22 protein-coding genes are annotated in these 21484 nt (G+C 64.4%); 9 read left to right on the top strand and 13 right to left on the bottom strand.

From position 1 onward, the window contains the following. Positions 1–209: 209 nt before the first annotated feature. The 6 genes from CO731_RS19140 to CO731_RS19115 all read right to left on the bottom strand — a co-directional run bounded on the left by CO731_RS19140 (position 210) and on the right by CO731_RS19115 (position 7186). On the bottom strand, positions 210–419 hold the full coding sequence (locus tag CO731_RS19140) for a hypothetical protein (protein ID WP_108608372.1): 210 nt from the start codon (positions 417–419) through the stop codon (positions 210–212). A 206-nt stretch (positions 420–625) separates the two neighbouring features. Further along, entirely contained in the window at positions 626–2134 is a 1509-nt protein-coding gene (locus tag CO731_RS19135; protein ID WP_108608371.1) for a tripartite tricarboxylate transporter permease, read from the bottom strand. Between the two features lie 10 nt (positions 2135–2144). Beyond that, entirely contained in the window at positions 2145–2606 is a 462-nt protein-coding gene (locus CO731_RS19130; RefSeq protein WP_108608370.1) for a tripartite tricarboxylate transporter TctB family protein, read from the bottom strand. A 184-nt stretch (positions 2607–2790) separates the two neighbouring features. Next, positions 2791–3768: a tripartite tricarboxylate transporter substrate-binding protein gene (locus CO731_RS19125; RefSeq protein ID WP_108608369.1), complete on the bottom strand. Its 978-nt coding sequence runs from the start codon at positions 3766–3768 to the stop codon at positions 2791–2793. A 215-nt stretch (positions 3769–3983) separates the two neighbouring features. After that, positions 3984–5345: a sigma-54 dependent transcriptional regulator gene (locus tag CO731_RS19120; protein WP_108608368.1), complete on the bottom strand. Its 1362-nt coding sequence runs from the start codon at positions 5343–5345 to the stop codon at positions 3984–3986. Continuing rightward, a complete protein-coding gene (locus CO731_RS19115) occupies positions 5342–7186 on the bottom strand; it encodes a sensor histidine kinase (protein WP_108608367.1) in 1845 nt (614 codons plus the stop codon). The genes CO731_RS19120 and CO731_RS19115 overlap by 4 nt, the downstream gene beginning before the upstream one ends. A 123-nt stretch (positions 7187–7309) precedes the next feature. On the opposite strand from CO731_RS19115, the gene ade reads away from it, so the two are divergent. Then, the gene (gene ade, locus CO731_RS19110; protein WP_108608366.1) at positions 7310–9121 is read left to right on the top strand and encodes an adenine deaminase; all 1812 of its coding nucleotides are present in this window, start codon (positions 7310–7312) and stop codon (positions 9119–9121) included. 57 nt (positions 9122–9178) lie between these two features. On the opposite strand, the gene CO731_RS19105 is transcribed toward ade, so the two are convergent. The 3 genes from CO731_RS19105 to CO731_RS19095 form a co-directional block, all read right to left on the bottom strand. Continuing rightward, on the bottom strand, positions 9179–9643 hold the full coding sequence (locus CO731_RS19105) for a DUF1629 domain-containing protein (RefSeq protein ID WP_108608365.1): 465 nt from the start codon (positions 9641–9643) through the stop codon (positions 9179–9181). 291 nt (positions 9644–9934) lie between these two features. Then, positions 9935–11017, bottom strand: coding sequence for an alpha/beta hydrolase (locus CO731_RS19100; RefSeq protein ID WP_108608364.1), 1083 nt, complete (start codon positions 11015–11017; stop codon positions 9935–9937). Positions 11018–11197: 180 nt separating this feature from the next. Then, entirely contained in the window at positions 11198–12655 is a 1458-nt protein-coding gene (locus CO731_RS19095) for a TrkH family potassium uptake protein (protein WP_108608363.1), read from the bottom strand. A gap of 153 nt (positions 12656–12808) precedes the next feature. Here CO731_RS19095 and ilvA point away from each other — a divergent pair, with 153 nt between their 5' ends. Beyond that, complete coding sequence (gene ilvA / locus CO731_RS19090) at positions 12809–14065, top strand: threonine ammonia-lyase IlvA (RefSeq protein WP_108608362.1); 1257 nt, start codon at positions 12809–12811, stop codon at positions 14063–14065. Continuing rightward, positions 14062–14601, top strand: a complete 540-nt coding sequence (locus CO731_RS19085) for a DUF1697 domain-containing protein (RefSeq protein WP_108608361.1) — start codon at positions 14062–14064, stop codon at positions 14599–14601. Before ilvA ends, CO731_RS19085 begins: the two co-directional genes overlap by 4 nt. A gap of 4 nt (positions 14602–14605) precedes the next feature. Here the strand turns inward: CO731_RS19085 and gloA are convergent, their stop codons facing one another. Beyond that, positions 14606–15046 carry a lactoylglutathione lyase gene (gene gloA / locus CO731_RS19080; RefSeq protein ID WP_108608360.1) on the bottom strand — a complete coding sequence of 147 codons (441 nt, stop codon included), beginning with the start codon at positions 15044–15046 and terminating at the stop codon, positions 14606–14608. A 226-nt stretch (positions 15047–15272) separates the two neighbouring features. Between gloA and CO731_RS19075 the strand changes: the two genes are divergently transcribed. Genes CO731_RS19075 through CO731_RS19065 form a run of 3 tightly spaced genes read left to right on the top strand, consistent with a single transcriptional unit; the run spans position 15273 to position 17221 of the window. Then, positions 15273–15869, top strand: a complete 597-nt coding sequence (locus CO731_RS19075; RefSeq protein WP_108608359.1) for a cold-shock protein — start codon at positions 15273–15275, stop codon at positions 15867–15869. 24 nt (positions 15870–15893) lie between these two features. Further along, positions 15894–16412, top strand: a complete 519-nt coding sequence (locus CO731_RS19070; protein WP_108608358.1) for a DUF192 domain-containing protein — start codon at positions 15894–15896, stop codon at positions 16410–16412. A 35-nt stretch (positions 16413–16447) separates the two neighbouring features. Then, positions 16448–17221: an alpha/beta hydrolase gene (locus CO731_RS19065; RefSeq protein WP_108608357.1), complete on the top strand. Its 774-nt coding sequence runs from the start codon at positions 16448–16450 to the stop codon at positions 17219–17221. 9 nt (positions 17222–17230) lie between these two features. Here the strand turns inward: CO731_RS19065 and CO731_RS19060 are convergent, their stop codons facing one another. After that, positions 17231–17821: a hypothetical protein gene (locus tag CO731_RS19060; RefSeq protein WP_108608356.1), complete on the bottom strand. Its 591-nt coding sequence runs from the start codon at positions 17819–17821 to the stop codon at positions 17231–17233. 4 nt (positions 17822–17825) lie between these two features. Next, positions 17826–18608: an enoyl-CoA hydratase-related protein gene (locus tag CO731_RS19055; protein WP_108608355.1), complete on the bottom strand. Its 783-nt coding sequence runs from the start codon at positions 18606–18608 to the stop codon at positions 17826–17828. A 129-nt stretch (positions 18609–18737) separates the two neighbouring features. Between CO731_RS19055 and cysE the strand changes: the two genes are divergently transcribed. Then, the gene (gene cysE / locus CO731_RS19050; RefSeq protein WP_108608354.1) at positions 18738–19586 is read left to right on the top strand and encodes a serine O-acetyltransferase; all 849 of its coding nucleotides are present in this window, start codon (positions 18738–18740) and stop codon (positions 19584–19586) included. Between the two features lie 128 nt (positions 19587–19714). Beyond that, the gene (locus CO731_RS19045) at positions 19715–19918 is read left to right on the top strand and encodes a DUF3126 family protein (RefSeq protein WP_055970710.1); all 204 of its coding nucleotides are present in this window, start codon (positions 19715–19717) and stop codon (positions 19916–19918) included. 40 nt (positions 19919–19958) lie between these two features. Here CO731_RS19045 and CO731_RS19040 read toward each other — a convergent pair whose 3' ends face one another. Next, positions 19959–20684 (bottom strand): hypothetical protein, encoded by a 726-nt coding sequence (locus tag CO731_RS19040; protein ID WP_108608353.1) that lies wholly within the window; start codon positions 20682–20684, stop codon positions 19959–19961. 203 nt (positions 20685–20887) lie between these two features. On the opposite strand from CO731_RS19040, the gene CO731_RS19035 reads away from it, so the two are divergent. Continuing rightward, a complete protein-coding gene (locus tag CO731_RS19035; protein ID WP_108608352.1) occupies positions 20888–21421 on the top strand; it encodes a gamma carbonic anhydrase family protein in 534 nt (177 codons plus the stop codon). Positions 21422–21484: the final 63 nt, after the last annotated feature.

The following is a 21484-nucleotide window of genomic DNA, read 5'->3' as shown; positions in this document are numbered from 1 at the left end:
TGGTGTCGCCAAGCAGCAACATCACCCGTTCGGGTTAGAAATACCAAAACATCTGTAAGGTCGAATTTTCTGCAGCTTGCGGCTCAAAGGCCACATCAGCCAGATAGCCACTGCATTGGCGTCAGTTCAACTGTCCACCCGAGTTGTCCAATTGCGCGCAGCCGGCAAGGCAGCCGGGCGATATTGCAAGCCCCTGCAACTGCCTGCCGCTACTTCGTCTCGCTGAAATCAAGCAATGGGGATTGCGTCGCCGCATCTGGTTTCGGCGCCTTACGGGCCGTTTTCCTGGCGGGTTTCTTGGTAGCTTCAGTCGCGGCTTTCGCCGCTTCCTGCGTAACAGCGGGCGCTGCTGACACTGCCTTGGCAGCCACAGGCTTTGCCGCGGCGCTGGTCGCCTTTTCGGTGAATTTGATTGCCATGATGAGGATCCGCCATTTTCACGGCCGCGCGCGAGTCGGCGGCTTTGGTTCTCCATACATGATTTGACGGCTGAGGGGCGGGGAGGCGCGGCCAATTGCGTGAACAACCGTTTGAGCCACGAAGGCGGAATTTCGATCGGCCCCGCCGAAAATGCCAACGGGCGGAAATTCCGCCCGTTGCCGTGTTCGTAGAAGTTCTGGCCTGTCTATTCCTCTTCGACAAAAACCTCGTCGCGCTTCTTGCGCACCGCCGGCAACAGCACGACGATCAGCACGCAGGCAGCCAATCCAAGCAGCAGCGCGCTGATCGGGCGGGTGACGAAGGTGGTCGGATCGCCGCGCGACAGGATCATGGCGCGGCGCAGGTTTTCCTCCAGCAGCGGCCCGAGCACGAAGCCGAGCAGCAGCGGCGCTGGTTCGCAGCGCAGCTTGACCAGCGCGTAGCCGATCAGGCCGAAGAAGGCGACGGCATAGAGGTCGAAGACGTTGGAGTTGACGCTGTAGACGCCGATGGCGCAGAACGCCATGATGATCGGGAACAGCACGTAGTAGGGCACGGTCAAGAGCTTCACCCACAGCCCGATCAGCGGCAGGTTGAGCACGATCAGCATCAAATTGCCGATCCACATCGAGGCGATGATGCCCCAGAACAAGGCCGGCTGTTCGGTCGCGACATTGGGGCCGGGCACGATGCCCTGGATGATCATCGCGCCGATCATCAGCGCCATGACAGGGTTGGCCGGAATGCCGAGCGTCAGCATCGGGATGAACGAGGTCTGCGCGCCGGCATTGTTGGCCGATTCCGGACCGGCGACGCCGGCTACAGCACCCTTGCCGAACTCTTCGGGGTGCTTGGAAACGCGCTTTTCCACCGTGTAGGAGGCGAAGGCCGCGAGGATGGCGCCGCCGCCTGGCAGGATGCCGAGCGCCGAGCCGATGGCTGTGCCGCGCAGAATGGGGGCTGCCATCTCGCGGAAATCCTGGCGCGTCGGCATCAGCCCCGAAACCTTGGCCATCAGCACTTCGCGGGTCTTTTCGCTTTCGAGGTTGCGCAGGATTTCGGCGACGCCGAACACGCCTACCGCGACCGCAACGAAGTTGAGCCCGTCGGCATATTCGCGGATACCCAGGGTGAAGCGTGGCGTGCCGGTGTAGATGTCGGTGCCGACGAGGCCGAGCAGCAGGCCCAGAACCACCATGGCCAGCGCCTTGATGACCGAGCCATGGGCAAGTGCGATCGACGAGACGAGGCCGACGACCATCAGCGAGAAATATTCGGCCGCGCCGAACTGCAAGGCGATAGCCGTCAGCGGCGGGGCGAAGATCGCGACCAGGAAGGTCGAGACCGTACCGGCGAAGAACGAGCCGATGGCGGCGATGGCGAGTGCCGCTCCGGCGCGGCCCTTGCGCGCCATCTGGTAGCCGTCGATAGCGGTGACGGCGGACGAGGATTCGCCCGGCATGTTGATCAGGATGGCGGTGGTCGAGCCACCATACTGCGCGCCGTAATAGATGCCGGCGAGCATGATCAGCGACGAGACCGGATCGCCGATCTGGAAGGTGATCGGCAACAGCATGGCGATGGTGGCGGTAGCGCCGATGCCGGGGAGCACACCGATGAGCGTGCCGAGCAGAACGCCGATCAGGCAAAAGCCGAGATTGGCGAGCGTCGAGGCGGTCGAGAAACCGAGCGCGAGATTGTCGAAGAGTTCCATCTTTTCCCCCTCAGAACGGCAGCCAGGGGCCGAAGCGCTGGAACGGCAGGCCGAGCGCGTAGCTGAACACGACGACCGAGAACAGGGTGACCCCGGCGGCGAGGACGACGGCGGCGAGCGGTTTCATGCGCGTCGAGGCGAAGGCGGCGATCAGGCAGGTCACGAAGATCGACGGCACGAAGCCGAGTCCGCGCACGGTGAGGCCGAAGAAGATCGGCGCCGGCAGGATGAAGGCCATGCCACGCCAGGCGATCGGGCCGATCGGCTCGCCGGCGACGCGGGTTGCCTGGACGATGACGACGAGGCCGAGCACGATCAGCACGCTGGCCAGGACGAGGGGGAAATAGCCCGGTCCCATGCGGAAGGTGGTGCCGAGGTCGAGACCCAGCGACTGGATGGCGAAGAAGGCGCCGGTGGCGACGAAGATCGCTCCGCAGGCGCCGTTGGTGGGATCGATGGAAAGCTTGTTCATGGATTCCCTCTTGGGGTTCACCTGGCGCCGCCCCTCATCCGGCCCTGCGGGCCACCTTCTCCCCGCTGGGAGAATAGGAAGGCTGAGGCATTGCCGATCTCCTCTCCCCGTCGGGGAGAGGGTGGCCGAGCGGAGGCCGGTGAGGGGGCTGGCTAGGCCAACCCCTAGGCCGAGTTGCTCAGGCTTAGTCGGCGAACTGGCCGGCAGCCTCGATGATCGGCTTCCAGCGCGCGATCTCGCCTTCGAGCTTGGCCTTCAGCGCTGCCGGCGTGGCGTCGGCTTCCGGCGACGGCACTGTGCCGAGTTCGGCGAAGCGGGCAACGACGTTGGGGTCCTTGAGTGCCGCCTGCAGCGACTTGGACAGGCGCTCGGTCACCTCAGCCGGGGTTCCCTTGGGGGCGTAGAGGCCGTGCCAGATGCCGACTTCCATGCCGTCGAGGCCGCCTTCCTTGGTGGTCGGAACGTCCTTCAGGACGTCGAGGCGCGCTGGCGAGGTCACGGCGTAGGCCTTGATGGTGCCGCCCTGGATCTGCTTGGTGGTGTTGGTGGTCTGGTCGCACATAATGTCGACCTGGCCGCCGAGCAGGTCGGTCATGGCAGGGCCGGTGCCCTTGTAGGGAACGGTGACCAGCGGCGTGCCGATGGCGCTCATGAACAGCATGCCGCACAGATGCGAAGCAGCGCCGATGCCGGCATTGGCGACCGTCACCGTGTCCTTGTTGGCCTTGGCGTATTCGACGAGGCCCTTGAGGTCGGTCGGCGCAAGGTCCTTCTTGGCGACGATGGTCATCGGCACTTCGGTGACCAGGCCGACATATTCGAAGGCGTTGAGCGTGTCATAGGCGAGCTTGCGGTAGAGCGTGGCGCTGGTGGCCATGCCGATGTGGTGGAGCAGCAGTGTGTAGCCGTCCGGATCGGCGGAAGCGACGCGGCCGGCACCGAGCGTGCCGCCGGCACCGCCGACGTTTTCGACGATGACCTGCTGGCCGAGATCCTTGGACATCGATTCGGCGACGAGGCGCGTGACCGTGTCGGTCGGGCCGCCGGCCGAGAACGGCACAACGACGGTGATGGTGCGCTCGGGATAAGTCTGCGCATTGGCGGCGAGCGGGAACACGGCAAGCGTTGCGGCGGCCGTGAGCGAGGCGAGCAGTCTCTTCATGAAATCCTCCCGGGATATTCTGGTCTGTGGTTCCACCCGCGCCTGGTGCCTCCCTGCGCCGGCGGTGGATGGGCGATTAGGACCGCTGGCGCGGGCGCACTGCAATGCTTGCCGTGGCCTCAGGCCGGTAAAAATCATCGAACACGGGGCGAATGGGTGGAAAAGGTAACATCGCCTTGCTGGCGTGTGTGCGTTTCCACACATTGGCGTGGCGGTCAGTCATCTGCACCGTCCACCGCACCCAGGCGATTCTTGTCGAGCCCGTAGCGCTGCATCTTCTCGTAGAGCGTCTTGCGCGAGATTCCGAGCTGCTCGTAGACGGGCTTGAGGCTGCCGCCATGGGCGGTTAGGGCGGCTGAAATCGCGTTCTTCTCGAAGTCGGCGACACGGTCGGCAAGGCGGTCGCCGCTGCCATTGGCCTCGGTCGGGGCGTCGGGCAGTTGCAGCCCGAGCCCCAGCACGAAGCGGTCGGCGGCGTTGCGCAGTTCGCGCACATTGCCCGGCCAGTCGCGGCGGGCGACTTCGGCGATGGCCCGGGGCGGCACGTCGACGTCGTCGCGGCGGTAGCGCGCCGCCGCCTCGCGGGCCAATTGCAGGAACAGCAGCGGCACGTCCTCGCGCCGCGACGACAAGGCGGGCATGCGCAGCGTCACGACATTGAGCCGGTACAGCAGGTCGGCGCGGAAACGCCCGGCAGCGACTTCGGCGTCGAGGTCGACCTTGCTAGTGGCGATGAAGCGGACATCGAGCGCGATCGGCTCGTTGGAGCCGAGGCGGGTGATGACGCGCTCCTGGATGACGCGCAGCAGCTTGACCTGGAGGTCGGCCGGCATCGAGCCGATCTCGTCGAGCAGCACCGTGCCGCCGCGCGCATGCTCGAACTTGCCGAAGCGGGGGCGCAGGGCACCGGCAAAGGCGCCGGCCTCGTGGCCGAACAACTCGCTCTCGATCAGCGTTTCAGGCAGGGCGGCGCAATTGATGGCGACGAACGGCTTTGTCGCGCGGCCGCTGATGTCGTGCAGCGCGCGCGCCGCCACCTCCTTGCCGGTGCCGGTGTCGCCGATGAGCAGGACGTCGGCGTCGGTCGCGGCAATGGCGCGAAGCCTGTAGCGCAGGTCGACCATCGCCTGGCTGCGTCCCGGCAGGCGCGCTTCGATGTCGTCGCGCTTGCCGGCGACGGCGCGCAGCTCGCGGTTTTCCAGCACCAGGCTGCGCCGGTCGATGGCACGCGCCGCCATCTCGGTGAGATGCTGGGTGACGAAGGGCTTTTCGACAAAATCATAGGCGCCTTCGCGCATGGCGCGGACGGCGAGCTGCACGTCGCCGTGGCCGGTGACCAGGATCACCGGGATGTCGGCGTCGATTTCGCGGATGCGGCCCATCAGCGTCATGCCGTCCATGGCGGGCATGCGCACGTCGGTGATGACGACGCCGTTGAACCCTTGCGTGATGAAGTCGAGCGCACGTTCGGCCGACGAGACGTCCTGGACAGTGAAGCCGGCAAGGTCGAGCGACTGGGCTGTGGAGCGCCGCAACTCGTCTTCGTCGTCGACAAGGAGCACGATGGGCGGTTTCATTCGGCCGCCTCGCGCACCGCTGCGCGCGCCGCGTCGAGTTCGATGGTGAACAAGGCGCCCCCTTCAGGATGATTCAAAACCGCAAGGGTTCCGCCGAAGTCTTTGACTATGTTGTAGGAAATGGAAAGCCCCAGGCCGAGACCCTTGCCCACGCCCTTGGTCGAGAAGAACGGGTCGAAGATGCGCTCGGCAATCGCCGCCGGCACGCCCGGACCGTGGTCGCGGATGGTGATGGTGACCCTGGAGCCCTTGCGCTGCGCGGCAAGCTCGATGCGCCGGTCGGCAAGGCCTTCGACGACGTCGGCGGCATTGGTGATGATGTTGACCAGCACCTGCTGCAGCCGAACCGAGCCTGCCTTGACGGTGAGTGGCGCCGGCCCGAGGTCGACCGACAAAGCCGCATCGGCGGCCTTGAGGCGCCATGCCACGATCTCCCCGGTGTCGCGGACCACCTCGTCGAGCGCCACCGGGCCAAGCTTCTGGTTGGGCTTGCGGGCGAAATTCCTGAGATGACGGCTGATCGAGGCCATCCGGTCGGCGAGGCTCGAAATGCGCGAGACGTTGTCGCGCGCCTCGTCGATGCGAGCGCGATCGATCAGCGTGGCGGCGTTGTCGGCATAGGTCTTTACCGCTGCCAACGGCTGGTTGAACTCGTGCGACAGCGCTGCCGACATCTGGCCAAGGGCAGCGAGCTTGCCGGCCTGGATCAGGTCGGCTTGCGTCTGCCTGAGCTGCTGTTCGGCGGTGCGGCGCTCCGCGACTTCGGTCTCCAGCCGGCTGTTGACCTGGGCGAGGTCGGCGGTGCGCTCCTCGACTCGTCGTTCCAGTTCGACCTGCGCACTCCGCTGCAACTGCATGCGCTCGGCGAGACGGGCGCGGCGCTGCAGGATGACGGCGCCACCGAGGCCGGCAAGGCTGAGCGCCAGCAGCGCCGAGACCACGGCCGTCAGCGCTTGCGCATGGGCGGAGGCGGTGTCCGCCAGCACACGCACCGTCCAGCGTGCCTCGGGCATCTCCTCGGCCAGTTCGAGGAACTCGCGCGACTTGCCGCCCTCCGTGATGCGCAGCAATGGCTGGCCGTCATCCGCGGCACTTCTCGTCACCGGCAGTTCGCGCAGCATGGCATCAGCATAGCGGCGCGACGCTTCGGTGCGGGCGAGCCGTTCGGCGGTCAGCGGGTTGAGGCTGGCATAGAGCCAGTCGGGCCGCCCGCTCATGAAGATGATGCCTTCGGGGTCGGTGACGATGATCTCGTGGTCGCCGCCCTTCCACGACGCTTCGATGGCGTCGATGTCGACCTTGAAGACGACAACGCCGCGGATCTCCATGCCGATGCGGACAGGCGAGGAAAAATAGTAGCCGCGCTTGAGCGAGGTGGTGCCGAGCGCGAAGAAGCGGCCGAGATTGCCGCGAATGGCATCCTGGTAGTAGGGCCGGTAGGAAAAATTCTCGCCGACGAAGCTGAGCGGCAGGTCGTGGTTGGAGGCCGCGATCGTGTCGCCGCCGGGGATCAGAACATAGATGTCAGAGGACTTCAGCAGTCCGTTGATTTCTTTCAGGTATTCATTGGCACGCGCACGCAGGACCGGGTTGTCGGGGTCGCTGACCAGTTCCTTGATGTCGTCGTTGTCGGCGATCAGTTCGGGCAATGGCTCGAAGCGGTTCATCTGGCCGGAGAGGGCCGCAACCGCCAGCCGTAGTGTGGTCTGGCCACGCGACGCCGCCTCGTCGAGATAGATCCGGTTGGCGAAGGCACCGCCGAAAAACACGATTGCCGCCGCCAGCGCCGCCGCAGCGAGCCCCGGCCACAACCAGCGGCGTGTTTTGAGAAATGGCGGCATCGAAGCGGACCGGACCTGTTTGGCATGAGGAGTATAGCGGGCGGGCGCGGCCAAACAACCAAGGCCCTGTTTTCCTCCGCCGCTTTCGCTACAGTCGCGTCAAAGCAGTCAGGAATCCCAGCAATGCCCAACAAGACCACCTTCGCCAAGCCTCGTCCCTGGACCGAGACCGCACCGGTGCTGGTCGATGTCGCCATGGGCCGCCGGCCGGCCGATCTCGTCATCCGCAACGGCCGCTGGGTGAATGTGCATTCGGGTGAGATCATTGCGGGCACGGATGTCGCCATCGTTGCAGGGCGCTTCGCCTATTGCGGACCTAACGCCAGCCACGCCATCGGCCAGGGCACAAAGGTGGTCGACGCCGGTGGGCGCTATCTCGTGCCGGGACTGTGCGACGCGCACATGCATGTCGAGAGCGGCATGGTGACCGTGACCGAGTTCTGCCGCGCGGTCATCCCGCATGGCACGACCTCGATGTTCATCGATCCGCACGAGATCGCCAATGTGCTCGGACTGCCCGGCGTCAGGCTGATGCACGACGAGGCACTTGCCATGCCGATCAACGTGCATGTGCAGATGCCGTCCTGCGTGCCCTCGGCACCGGGGCTGGAGAATGCCGGTGCCGCGTTGACGGTTGCCGATGTTGCCGAAGCGATGACCTGGGAAAACATCATCGGCCTCGGCGAGGTGATGAATTTCCCCGGCGTCGCCGCCAACAACCCTGTCATGTCGGGCGAGATCGCCGAAACGGTGAAGGCCGGCAAGACGGTGGGCGGGCATTATGCCTCGCGCGACCTCGGCCTGCCGTTCCACGGCTATGTCGCCGGCGGACCGGAGGACGACCATGAAGGCACGCGCGCCGAGGACGCGATTGCGCGCGTCCGCCAAGGCATGAAGGCCATGCTGCGACTCGGCTCGGCCTGGTACGATGTCGCAAGCCAGATCAAGGCGGTGACGGAGCAGGGCATCGACCCGCGCAGCTTCATCTTGTGCACCGACGACAGCCATTCCGGCACGCTGGTTCATGAGGGGCATATGGACCGCGTCGTCCGCCATGCCATCCAGCAAGGACTGAAGCCGGTGACAGCGATACAGATGGCGACGATCAACACCGCCCAGCATTTCCGCCTCGAGCGCGAACTCGGCTCGATCACGCCGGGCAGGCTCGCCGACCTTCTGATCGTCTCCGACCTGGCCGAACTCAAGATCGACGAGGTCTATGCCCGCGGCGTGCGGGTGGCCAAGGCCGGCAAGCTCGACATCGACATTCCGGCCTATGCTTACCCGGCCGACGCCAAGCAGACGGTGAAGCTCGGCAAGAAGCTGAAGGCGGCCGATTTCGACATCAAGGCACCGGAAGGCGCAAACGAGGTCAGGGTGCGGGTGATCGGCGTGATCGAGAACCAGGCGCCGACGCGCGCTCTGGAGGCCGATCTCGGCGTCGAGGACGGGCTGGTCGCCATGGACCGCCGCAACGACGTCTGCCAGATCGCGCTTGTCGAGCGTCATCGCGCCACCGGCGCGGTGACCAATGCTTTCGTTTCTGGCTTCGGCTACATGAAGGACTGCGCGCTTGCCTCGACGGTCGCGCATGACAGCCACCACATGATCGTCGTCGGCACCAACAAGACCGACATGGCGCTGGCCGCCAACCGGCTCGGCCAGGTCGGCGGCGGCGTGGTGCTGTTCTCCGAAGGCAAGGAACTTGCGCTGGTCGAGATGCCGATCGCCGGCCTGATGTCGGATGAGCGCGCCGAGATCGTCGCGGCCAAGGCCGACAAGCTGGTCCAGGCGATGCGCGACATGGGCTGCAGCCTCAACAACGCCTACATGCAGCATTCGCTGCTGGCATTGGTGGTCATCCCGGAACTCAGGATTTCCGACGTCGGGCTGGTCGATGTCACTACCTTCGAGAAGGTCGATCTGTTTCTCTGACCGGGCCAAAAGGTGAAGAGCAAGGGGCCTGAAGCCAGGCCCTGGCTCGCCTTTGAGTCAGTCCGTCTCTGGAAAATGCTGACAATGCGCGCCGGTGATGCCGGCCGCATCCAGGGCCGCTTTCAATGCCTCGCTGATTGCCGGCGTAGGCATTACGATGAACTTGTCGATCCAGACGTGGTGACTGCCGATCTGCGACCGGTTGAAGACCAGTTCCTTCTTGCTGCCGTCCAGGAACCAGAGGTTGCGAAATTCGAATGTCGTCTTGGCGCGATCGACGGTGTCCAGGCGATTGCAGGGAACGAACCAGAACCGGTCGGCGGCATGGCTACCATCCTCCCATACAAACTCGATCGGAAAGAACTGATGGACATCAGGTTCGAAGCTTTCGACGACGTCCTTGACCTTCGCGCTGATAAACAAAGCGTAGGCGTCGTAGAGATCCGGAATCTGCCGCTTCGGCCCTGAGAGTTCGATTTTGGTGGGGAGGTGTGTCGCCTCGATCGGTCGGCCACAATACACGTAGTTGGGCCGAATTCGAACGCCGACATCCCGCGTGAGATCAACTGGCTGGATCTTGTCGACGTCTCCATCCAGGGCGCGAGCGATATAGCCGTAAATCGCTTCGCTCTTGTGACTGAGAAAATAGACCAGGATACCCCTGAATCTCAGTGCTCCACGACTGTAGACGGGCAGGATGCTTCAGGAAGTCTTTTCAATAAGCTAAACGACTACAGTCTGGGTTAGTGTTGGACTGCGAAATGAAAAAAGGGGCGCCAGAAGCGCCCCCTTTTTGTTCGTGTACCCGTCGGTCTACTGCAGCCCGCCGCTGAGCATGTTGATGCGGTCGGTGACCTCGCGGTCGCTGGCAAAGCCGTCGTCGGCGCGCAGGCGCTGGCCAAGCAGCTTCACCATCTGCGGATTGTCGGCGAACTTGGTGTGGTTGAAGGAATCGCCGCCCTTGGCGTCGGACAGGTCGACGACGATCACGCCGTACTCGGCAAGGTCGCCGGCATTTTTGTAGTCGCCGAGGCGCGGCTTGGAGCCGGCGAGCAGGCCCGAAAGCTTGAGTGCGCGGTCGTCGCCCGACGTCATCAGGAAGAACGGCTTGGTCGGCTTGCCGTAGCGGCGCATCTGGGACTTGAACACGTCGACGTCGATGTCGGGCGAGGCCAGCACCACGTCGCCGAGCTTGCCGCCGAGGTCGCGATCCCCGGTCAACGCCAGCTGGCGCAAGGCTTCCATGGTCACCCAGGTGCCCATCGAATGCGCCACGATGTCGATGCGGCGGGCACCCGACTGGGCAAGCATGCGCAGCGTCACTTCGAGCTGGTCGCGGGCCGCAGCCGCGCTCTCCTTGTCGTAGACATAGTCGGTCGTGTTGCCGCCAGAAGCCCAGGAGAACAGCACCGGCGTGCCGGTGTAGCCGCTATCATGCGCAATCTGCGTGGCGCGGTAGACGCCGGCGTCGAACGAGGTGTTGTAGCCATGCACGAACAGCATGGCGCGGCCGCCGCGCGCGGCGATGTCGGCGGTCAGAGCCTTGGAGAATTCCGGCTGTGTCTCGTAGCCGACTGCGTCGGTGGCGGTGAAGAACTTGGTTGGGTCGGCTTCCTTGCCGCTCTTGCGGCGCTCGATCTGGCCGGTCTGGTGGATCTTCGGCACGGTAACGTTGACCCGCGCGAAATTCAGCGTCGCCGAGCGGCCGCGATCGAAGACCTGCTTGTCATCGGCGGCGTGCTCGCGGGTGGACGCCACGAAAATCGCATGGTTGCCGGCGATCTCCGAAACCGGGACGTTGACGACAGCGCCCGTCAAAAGCTCGCCCGAGGGCTGGTTGATGCAGCCGGACAAAAGGAGGGCGGCAAGGGCTATGCAGTACTTCGACGGTGACACTTTTGATGATCTCTCTGACGGGCAAGGCGTGCAGCGTACCTTCCTCGGGACCGTCTGATAGTGGCGGAAGTAAGTCGGGTCCAGCCGAAAAGGACCAGCCGGGGGGAAGTCGCTCGCCGACTGTTGCCCGATTGCCGAAATTGTGGCGGAAACAAGTACTTCGGCGGCTGAGCTAGCGAACTAGCGGCCCCAGAATGTCGGCGTGAAAATGACCAGAACGGCGAGGATTTCGAGACGCCCGAGCAGCATCGCCGCCGAGCAGATCCACTTGGCCGCATCCGGTAGCGAGGAGAAGTTGCCCATCGGGCCGATGACCGATCCGAGGCCGGGGCCAACGTTGGTGAGGGAGGTCAGCGAACCGGTGACCGCCGTGATGAAGTCGAGCCCGGTGGCGCTGAGCAGCACGATGGTGATGGCCCAGAGCACCATGAAAGAGGCGATGAACAGTACCACCGCGCTCTGCATCTCGGGGGCGACGGTGCGGTCGCCATAACGCACCGGCGTGACCGTGTTGGGATAGATCAGGCGGCGCAAGCCGTTCGACAGCAGTTCGAACAGGATCAGGAACCGGTAGGCCTTGATGCCGCCGGTGGTCGAGCCGGAGCAGCCGCCGAGGAAGGTGGCGACGAAGATGCAGCCGATGGCGAACGGCCCCCACAGGCTGTAGTCGTCGCTGGCAAAACCGGCGGTGGTGATGATCGACATCAGGTTGAATGTCGAATGGGTCAGTGCGGTGAAGAACGGCATGCCCATGCTGACGCGCAGGTAGATCGCGACCGCAACCGCGAAGACGACGCAGTAGCCGGCATAGACCCGGATCTGCGGATCGCGCAGCGCGTCGAGCCGGCCGCGCACCGCAAACAGGATCATGATCGAGAACGGCAGGCCGCCGATGAACATGAAGACGATGCCGGTCCACAGGATCGCGGGGTTGTCGGCGTAACGAAGGAAAGAGGTGTCGTGGGTGGAGAAGCCACCCGTTGCCACCGTCGACATGGCATGGTTGATGGCATGGAAGCCGTCCATGCCGGCAGCCACGTATGAGATCGTGCAGGCCACCACCAGCACCGTGTAGATGCCGATCAGGCTGACGGTGAAGGTCTGGAAGCGTTCGAACGGCCGGTCTTCGATGTCGGAGGATTCGATCTTGAAGTAGGACACGCCGCCGATGTTGAGGAACGGCAGCAAAAACAGGCCGAGCGCGATGACGCCGAGGCCGCCCATGAAGCTCAGCAGCGAGCGCCAGATCAGGATGCCGGGCGGGGCGCTGTCCAGGCCGTTGATGACGGTAGACCCTGTGGTGGTGACGCCCGACACCGACTCGAAGAACGCATCGGTGACGCTGAGATCCAGCGACGAGGTCATGAACGGCACCGCACCGGCGATCGCCAGCGTGATCCAGAGGAAATTGACCAGCAGGAAGCCGAAACGGGTGTTGGCGGGTGGGGTGCGCCCCTGGGTGGCGAGCGCGACCGCCAGCGCCAGGCCGCCCATGAACATGGCGGTGAAGGCAAAGGACCGCCAGTCATCATTGTCGTAATAGAGGTCGACGGCCGCCGGGATCAGCATTGCGACGGATAAGTAGATGGCAAAGACCGCCGCGATGTGGATCGCGGCGCGGACGGCAATTCTGTTCACCGAGACGTATCCCCAAATGTATCGCGGCGAGCCAATGAGCCGGTTTGGAACTGACGGCAGAAGCCGGACAGTGGCTTCGCCGCGCCGAATATGCAATAGCGCGGGGGCGCGGGCCACAGCATTTGCCCGGTCGATTTCAGGAGTGCCGTTGCCATGACCAGTTTTGCCGAAAGGGTTTCGCTGGCGGCGGAGGGGGTGAGGCAGCTCTTCCCAGAAACACCGCTGCAGGAGAACGACTATCTCTCGCGCAAGACTGGCGCGCGCGTGCTGCTCAAGCGCGAAGACCTGACGCCGGTTCGGTCCTACAAGATACGCGGCGCGTTCAACTTCTTCCGCAAGGCGCTTGCCGCCGGCAACCAGGCCGAGCTGTTCGTCTGCGCCTCGGCTGGCAATCACGCCCAGGGTTTTGCCTTCGTCTGCCGGCATTTCGGCAAGAAGGGCGTGGTCTTCATGCCGGTGACGACGCCGCAGCAGAAGATCGACAAGACCAAGCTGTTCGGCGGCGAATTCGTCGAGATCAGGCTGGTCGGCGACTTCTTCGACGAGTGCTACCGCGCCGCCATCGAATTCGCCGAGGGCTCGGGCGGCCACATGGTGCCGCCCTTCGACCACAGGGACATCATCGAGGGCCAGGCAACGGTGGCACTCGAGATCGCCGCCCAGATGCCGGGCGGCAAGCTTCCCGACATCGTGCTGCTGCCGGTCGGCGGCGGCGGATTGTCGGCCGGCGTGACACGCTATTTTGCCGAGACGGGCAGCACACCGCGCTTCGTCTTCTGCGAACCGGCCGGAGCACCGAGCCTGCGCGACAGCTTGGCCACCGGCAAGCGCGTGAAGCTCGCCAAGGTCGACAATTTCGTCGATGGCGCAGCCGTAGCAGAGATCGGCCGCGAGCCGCTGCGCCTGCTCAAGGAGTTTCCGGCCGATGCGGTCAAGCTCGTGCCGGAAAACCGGCTCTGCGCCACGATGATCGAGATGCTGAATGTCGAGGGCGTGGTTCTGGAGCCGGCGGGTGCCCTGGCGATCGATGTGCTCAAGGATTTTTCGAAGAAGGAACTAAAGGGCAAGACCGTGGTGGCGGTGGTGTCGGGTGGCAATTTCGACTTCGAGCGCCTGCCCGACGTCAAGGAGCGCGCTTTGCGCTTCGAGGGGCTGAAGAAATACTTCATCATCCGCTTCCCCCAGCGCCCCGGCGCCCTGCGCGACTTTCTCGAGATCATGGGTCCCGAGGACGACATCACCCGCTTCGAGTATCTCAAGAAGTCGGCGCGCAATTTCGGCTCGGTGCTGATCGGCATCGAGACCAAGGACCGGCGCAATTTCGACCTGCTTCGCGCGCGCTTCGACGTCGAGGGCGTGCAGTACCAGGACATCACCGACAACGAGACGCTCGGCGGCTTCATCATATGAGCATGTTCGTTGCGCTGTTCTCCGGCATCAATGTCGGTGGCAATCGCATCGTCAAGATGGCTGAACTGAGGGCGTTCTTCGAGGGGCTCGGTTTCACCGGTGTTGCCACCTACATCCAGAGCGGCAATGTCGTCTTCAGGACCGGCGACGGCGACGGGGCCGTACTGACCGAGCGGCTGGAAAAGGCTTTTGAAGGACGCTGGGGCTTTCGCTCGCGTATCATGGTGCGCGATGCAGCCTGGTATGAGAGGCTGGTGGCGGGGAACCCATATCCGGAGGTGGCGGAAGACCACACCAAGCTGCACGCCTACGTGCTGGAGCGCGCGCCGCTGCCTGAGGAAATTGCGCCGCTGACCGAACGCTGCACCGGGCCGGAGCGCTTCGTGGTCAAGGACGACGTGCTTTATCTGCACGCGCCCGACGGTCTCGGAAAGTCGAAGTTTGCGGAAGTCCTGCCGCGGGTTCTCAAGGTGCCAGGCACGGCGCGCAACTGGCGCACCGTGCTGACATTGCATGAGATGGCGCGCGGCGCCTGAAACTCTACCAGGTGCCGGTGTTCGGCATCGATAGCCAGGGCTCTGCCGGCGCCTTCCGCTCACCCTTCTGCAGCAGTTCGATCGAGATGCCGTCTGGCGACTTGATGAAAGCCATGTTGCCGTCGCGCGGCGGGCGATTGATGGTGACGCCCTTGTTCATCAGGTCCTGGCAGGTGGCGTAGACGTCGTCGACCTCGTAGGCGAGGTGGCCGAAGTTGCGGCCGCCCTGATAGTCTTCCGGGTCCCAGTTGTAGGTGAGCTCCAAAAGTGGGGCCTGCCGGGAGGCGCCGGCGCCTTCGTCTTCAGCGGCGGCGAGGAAGATCAGCGTAAAGCGTCCCTTCTCGTTGGTGGAACGCCGGACCTCCTTCATGCCGAACTTGTTGCAATAGAAGTCCAGTGATGCGTCGATGTCTTTGACGCGGACCATGGTGTGCAGATAGCGCATCTCGGTTCCTCAGAAAGTTCAGGGGATGTCGGGCCGATACATAGGGCGCGTGCCGCGCCCTCGGCAACCGTAGCTGTGACTTTTCTGCGGAACTGGCGCGAAGCTTGTGTCTATCTGGTGGGCAAGTCGAAAAAGGGCAGAACGGCCCTTGCGTAAGTCCAAAGTGGAAGTGTTAATCTTATGTCAAGAATCAGTAGTGGCGTTTGCAAGGAAAGGGGGCGTTCTGATGGGGGAAAAGGCCTCTCTCTTGGTGCAGAGCGGCGTAGGCCGCGAAGCTTTCGAACATGATGACATCGCTGACAGCGCGGGTCTCGTCGAGCTTTCCGGCGCCATAAAATGGTTCGACGTGGCCAAGGGCTACGGCTTCATTCTTCCCGACGGCGGTGGTGCCACCGACGTGCTCCTGCACGTCACCTGCCTGCGCCGCGACGGTTTCCAGACCGCCCTCGAAGGCGCCCGCGTTGTCTGCCTGGTCAAGCAGGGCGATCGCGGCCTGCAGGCCTTCCGCGTGCTGTCCATCGACAACTCGACCGCCGTGCACCCTGCCGAGATGCAGGAGCAGCGCACCCATGTCGCCGTGACTGCCGAAAGCGGGCTGGAGCGGGCGCTGGTCAAGTGGTTCAACCGCACCAAGGGCTTTGGCTTCCTGACGCGCGGCGAGGGCACCGAGGACATCTTCGTCCACATGGAGACGCTGCGCCGCTTTGGCGTTACCGAGCTTCGTCCGGGGCAGGTTGTGCTGGTACGTTTCGGCAAGGGCGACAAAGGCCTTATGGCTGCCGAAATTCACCCCGATCTAGGAACCTTGCCGGTCTCGCACTAGGCTGAGACCGCCGCAGGGGAATTTATGACCAGACTTAAATCGCTACTGGCTGGCACGACCAGCGCCGCATGGCTTGCGGCGGCCGTGTTTGCCGTTTCGCTCTCCTCCGCCTCGCCAGTTCATGCCCAGCAGGCGATGGCCCTTCCGGCCGATCCCGAACCGCTGGTCGCAGTCACTGCCAAGGGCGAGGTTTCCTTCCGCATCGAGGTTGCCGATGAGCCGGGCGAACGCGCCATGGGGCTGATGCACCGCAAGGACCTTGCCGACGACCAGGGCATGCTGTTCGTCTTCGAGCAGACGCAGCCGGTAGGCTTCTGGATGAAGAACACGCCGCTGCCGCTCGACCTCGTCTTCGTCGGCCCGGACGGCAAGGTGCTCGACATCCAGCAGGGCACACCGTTTTCGGAAGCCGTCATCGCGCCTGACGAACCGGCTCGCTTCGTGCTCGAACTCAACGCCGGCACGGCGGCGAAGACCGGCATTGCCGACGGCGTCATGCTGAAGCATCGGGCGATCACCGCCGCGGCCGGCAATCCCGGCTGAGGCGAGACCTCGGCCAAAGACCATTCGGAGCGACGATGGCAATCGATCATTTTTCCCATGAAGGCTTCGGCCTGGCGTTTCTCGACCTGCCGCCGGCGAGCGGTCGCGGCGACCCGGTGCTGATGATTCATGGCTTTGCGTCAAGCCACTTCGTCAACTGGGTGTCCCCGGGTTGGTTCAAGACGCTGACCGAGGCCGGTTACCGCGCCATCGCCTTCGACAATCGCGGCCATGGCGGCTCGTCGAAGAGCTATGACGAGGCCGACTACACGCCGAGCAAGATGGCAGGCGACGCGCTGGCGCTGCTCGACCATCTCGGCATCGAGCGCGCCCATGTCATGGGCTATTCGATGGGCGCGCGCATTTCGGCCTTCCTGGCGCTCGAAGCGCCGGAGCGGGTGGCGACGCTGGTGTTCGGCGGGCTCGGCATCGGCATGGTCGACGGTGTCGGCGACTGGGATCCGATCGCCTCGGCGCTGCTGGCCGAGGATCCGGAGACGATCACCCATCGCCGCGGCAAGTCGTTCCGCGCATTCGCCGACCAGACGCGCAGCGACAAGCTGGCGCTGGCCGCCTGCATCGCCACCTCGCGCGAACTGCTGACGGAAGCCGACATGTCCCGCATCACCCAGCCGACGCTGGTGGCGGTGGGCACCACCGACGACATCGGCGGCTCGGCGGCGGAACTGGCCGCGCTGATGCCCAAGGCGGTCGCGTTCGACATCGAAGGCCGCGACCACATGCTCGCCGTCGGCGACAAGGCGTTCAAGAAGCGCGTGCTCGAGTTCCTGGAAGAAAACCCGCTCTGACTGGCTAGCCTAGCCGGCCAACGCAGCCAGCGACCGTTCCATGTTCGCGCGCGCCTGCGCCTCGAAGCGCGCCACGAAAATGTCGGTGTGGAATATGCGTGGACGTGCCAGGAAATTGCGCAGCACAGCTCCGCGGCCGGCGCGCCAGTCGGCATCGCTGACCCAGCCATATTCGCGCCTGACGGCCGCCTCGTAGGCGTCGAACGCCTCATCCGGGGCGCCTAGGATCGACAGATCCATGTCCAGCAGCAGGGCGGCATCGTTCCTTGCTGGCGCATCATCGAAGACCGGCACCTCATGTGTCGCCGTTGCCTCGATCATTGCGACGATGCGGGCGAGGCGACGGGCGTCGATCTGACCTTTGAGCTTGTCGGCGGCAAGGGCGCCGCTCAGCGCCTCGTTGTCCTTGCGGCGGCTGTCGTAGATCGCATCGTGGAACCAGATGGCGGCCTCGACCGCCTCGGGGTCGGCGAACGTGGTGCGATGCTCTTCAAGCAGGGCGAGCAACGCCTCGATGTGGCGTATGCCGTGATAATGGCGGTCTGTCGCCTGGTAGAGTTCGGTCAGTTCTGCCCTGGTTGCAACGTCAACGAGAGACATGGCGTCAGCGCCCCTTGAACATCGGTGTGCGCCGCGCGGCGAAGGCGGCCCGGCCCTCGGCATAGTCGTCGCTCAGGAAGGTGGCATCGCCAGCGGCCTGGGCAAGGGCGGCCTCCTCTGCATCGTGGCTCAGTGCCGCGCGGATGGCGGCCCTCGAGGCGCGGACCGAAAGCGGCGCGTTTTCGGCAATGGTGCGGGCGATCTCGTCGATGCGCGCGTCGAAACGTTCGGCTTCGACGATTTCGAGCAGGAAACCCGCCGAAAGCGCTGCCCGTGCGTCGATGCGCCCGGCGGTGTAGGTGAGATAGCGCGCCATCTGCGGCCCGGCGGCCCAGACGATGTCTCCCATGGCGTCCTGCGGATAGGCGAGGCCGAGGCGCGCGGCAGGCACGGCGAACTGTGCATCAGCCGTGGCGATGCGCAGGTCGCAGGCGGCGGCAAGGCCGAACCCGCCGCCGAAGCAGATGCCGCGGATCGCCGCGATGACCGGAACGGTGCAGTTGCGCAGGGCGGCGAAGGCCGCAGAGTTGGTCGCCTCATAGGCGCGCGCGCTTGTCGCGTCGCCGCGCAGGGTGTCGAACTCGCCGATGTCGGCGCCGGCGGAAAAATCGTCGCCCATGCCGCGCAGGACGATGACCCTGACGTCGGGATCGGCCGAAAGGATGTTCGCGCGCGCGGCCAGATCGACCCACATCGCCTGTGTGACGGCGTTCTTGCGCGCCGGGCGGTTGATGACGACGGTCGCCACGCCATCGCTCGTTGAGAGCAGCAAGGGTTCAGTTTCCATGGCGCCTTGAATATCCGTGAACCAAATCCATCTGAACGAGCACTAAGGAAAATTGAGTTCAATCGTGCTAGCATGTGGCTTATATGTCCGACGCGGCATTGCACAAGCCGGCAGTGAACGGAGACGTCGATGAACACCATATCCGCAGCGCGCCACGGCGCGCTGAAGCCGGTCGATCCGATTTGGCAGTCGGTGCGCGACGAGGCGGCTGACGCTGTCGCGGGCGACCCGCTGCTGGCGGCTTTCCTGTATGCCACGATCCTCAACCAGGACACGCTGGAGGAGGCGGTGATCCATCGCCTGGCCGAGCGGCTGGCGCATCAGGATCTCGGCGCCGACCTCATCCGCCAGACATTCTATGCCATGCTTGAGGACAGCCCTGACTGGAGCGACACCGTTCGCACCGACATCCAGGCCTATTACGATCGCGACCCGGCCTGCGACCGCTACCTGATGCCGGTGTTGTACTTCAAGGGATTCCACGCCATCCAGACGCATCGCTTGGCGCACTGGCTGTGGAACCGTGGCCGCAAGGATTTTGCGCTCTATTTGCAGAGCCGCTCGTCCTCGGTCTTCCAGACCGACATCAATCCGGCCGCGCGCATGGGCAAGGGCATCTTCATCGACCATGCCACCGGCCTCGTCGTCGGCGAAACCGCTGTCATCGAGGACGATGTCTCGATCCTGCATGGCGTGACGCTTGGCGGCACCGGCAAGGCCGGTGGCGACCGCCATCCCAAGATCCGCTACGGCGTGCTGATCGGCGCCGGCGCCAAGATTCTCGGCAACATCGAGGTCGGCCATTGCTCGAAGATCGCGGCTGGCTCGGTGGTGCTGTCGCCGGTTCCGCACAACAAGACGGTCGCCGGTGTGCCCGCGCGCGTCGTCGGTGAAACCGGCTGCGACCGTCCGTCGAGCCAGATGGACCAGCTCCTGCCGTCGCAGACCATGGATCACGTCGTCAGCTTCGATATCTGAGGCTGGACGCCGGCGCCCTTGACGGGCGCCGCGCGCGATTTGCGCGGGGGTAAGCCAAGCCTTGCCTTTACAGGGCCATGCTTTGCGTGTCAGAAGCGCGTCTCTTAACGACAAGCCGGAGAAGCCAGTTGAAGCCGGAAGAAATCCGAAAACTCGACGCCTATTTCAAGCGCCAGTTCCAGAACCCCACGCTTCAGGTCAAGGCGCGTCCGCGCAAGGACGACTCGGCCGAAGTCTATATCGGTGACGAGTTCCTTGGCATCGTCTTCAAGGACGAAGACGATGGCGATTACAATTTCTCGATGGCGATCCTCGACATCGACCTGGCCTGATTATTGATCAAGCCTGACGCCGCGCGCTCCGCGCGTGGCGTCATTCGACGTGCAGCATGGCATTGGCCTTGGCGACGACCACCGCATCCAGCGCACGCCAGTCTCCCAAAAGTTCCCGCGGAAACCTGTAGGTCATGCTCAGGCCGTTGCCGACGAAGACGTCGCGCTCGCAGGGCGCCAGGGATTCGTCGGCTTCGGTGCCATTGAGGCAGCGGGCGACAAAGGCCGGTTCGCCGCTGCGCGCGGCAACCGCCAGCACCTCGTTGAGATAACCTGAAGTTTCGCTGAAACCGAACAGCGTCATGCCCTCGGGGCCGGGCACGCCGGGCTTGACGGTGAGTGCGTTGTAGATCGGTGCGAGACGACCGCTCATGTCGCGCGTCATCACGCGCGGCTCGAGGCTCAGGAAGATGATGCGCTTGTTGCCGTCGAGATTGTTGAAGGCGAAGCGCGCGGCCTCGCTGTAGCCGTCCAGTTCGGGCCAGCGCAGATAAAGGTCGAGGCGGCCGGCAACGCCGTCGCGCCGGGCCTTTTCGAAGCGGATCGTGTTGGCGGGGGCTGCGACGACGTCGTTGCCAATGACGACCTCGCGCGTCGTCGTATCGTCGGTGTAGCCGGCCATGGCGATGGTGTGGCCGAACCAGCGGCCGCCGAAGCTGATCGCCAGCGACAGCGCGGCCAGCACGGCGAAGCCACAGAAGACCTTCATCATCAGCGCCGAATCGACGATTTCGAAACCGGAGCTTTCAGCTGCCTCTTGTTTCATTCGTCGTCTCCAGGGTGCCGGCCGTCCGGATCTGTCCGGTTGGATGTCGCCGCGACCGGGTCGCAAGTCTTGCCATCCATGGGCCTATATCCATCCGACATTGCGCGAGCATGGTTAACGACGCGTTAAGCGTGCTTCGCGCGCTTGCCTTGCAGCCGCTCCCTAAATAGTTTGCGCGCCACCAACGAATGAGGATTGTGACGATGCCGCTTTACGCACTCGACGGGGTCGAACCGCAGTTCGAGGATTGCGCCAGCAATTGGATCGCGCCGGATGCTACGGTGGTCGGCGATGTCAGGATCGGGCGCGATGTCGGCATCTGGTTCGGCGCGGCCATTCGCGGCGACCGCGAGACGATAACCATCGGCGCGCGCTCCAATGTTCAGGAGCATACGGTGATGCACACCGACCCGGGCTATCCGCTGACCATCGGCGAGGGATGCACCGTCGGTCACCGCGCCATCCTGCATGGCTGCACCATCGGCGACAATTCTTTGATCGGCATGGGCGCGATCGTGCTCAATGGCGCGAAGATCGGCAGCAACTGCCTTGTGGGTGCTGGCGCCCTAGTCACCGAGGGCAAGGAATTTCCGGACAATTCGCTGATCGTCGGCTCGCCCGCCAAGGTGATCCGCACGCTCGACGATGCAGCGACCCAGCGGCTGCGAAAGTCGGCCGACGACTATGTCGCCAACCAGCGTCGGTTCGAGGCCGGGCTCAAGAAGATCGCGGACTGATACGAGGCTTGCGCCAGAAAAGGCGGAGCCGGCCCGGGGACTTGGGCCGGCTCCTAGACCCGG

This window comes from Aminobacter sp. MSH1 (genome assembly GCF_003071665.1).
Classification (GTDB): Bacteria; Pseudomonadota; Alphaproteobacteria; order Rhizobiales; family Rhizobiaceae; genus Aminobacter; species Aminobacter niigataensis.
The sequence above is the reverse complement of the archived record's forward strand: the minus strand, read 5'-3'. Positions and strand labels throughout refer to the sequence as shown.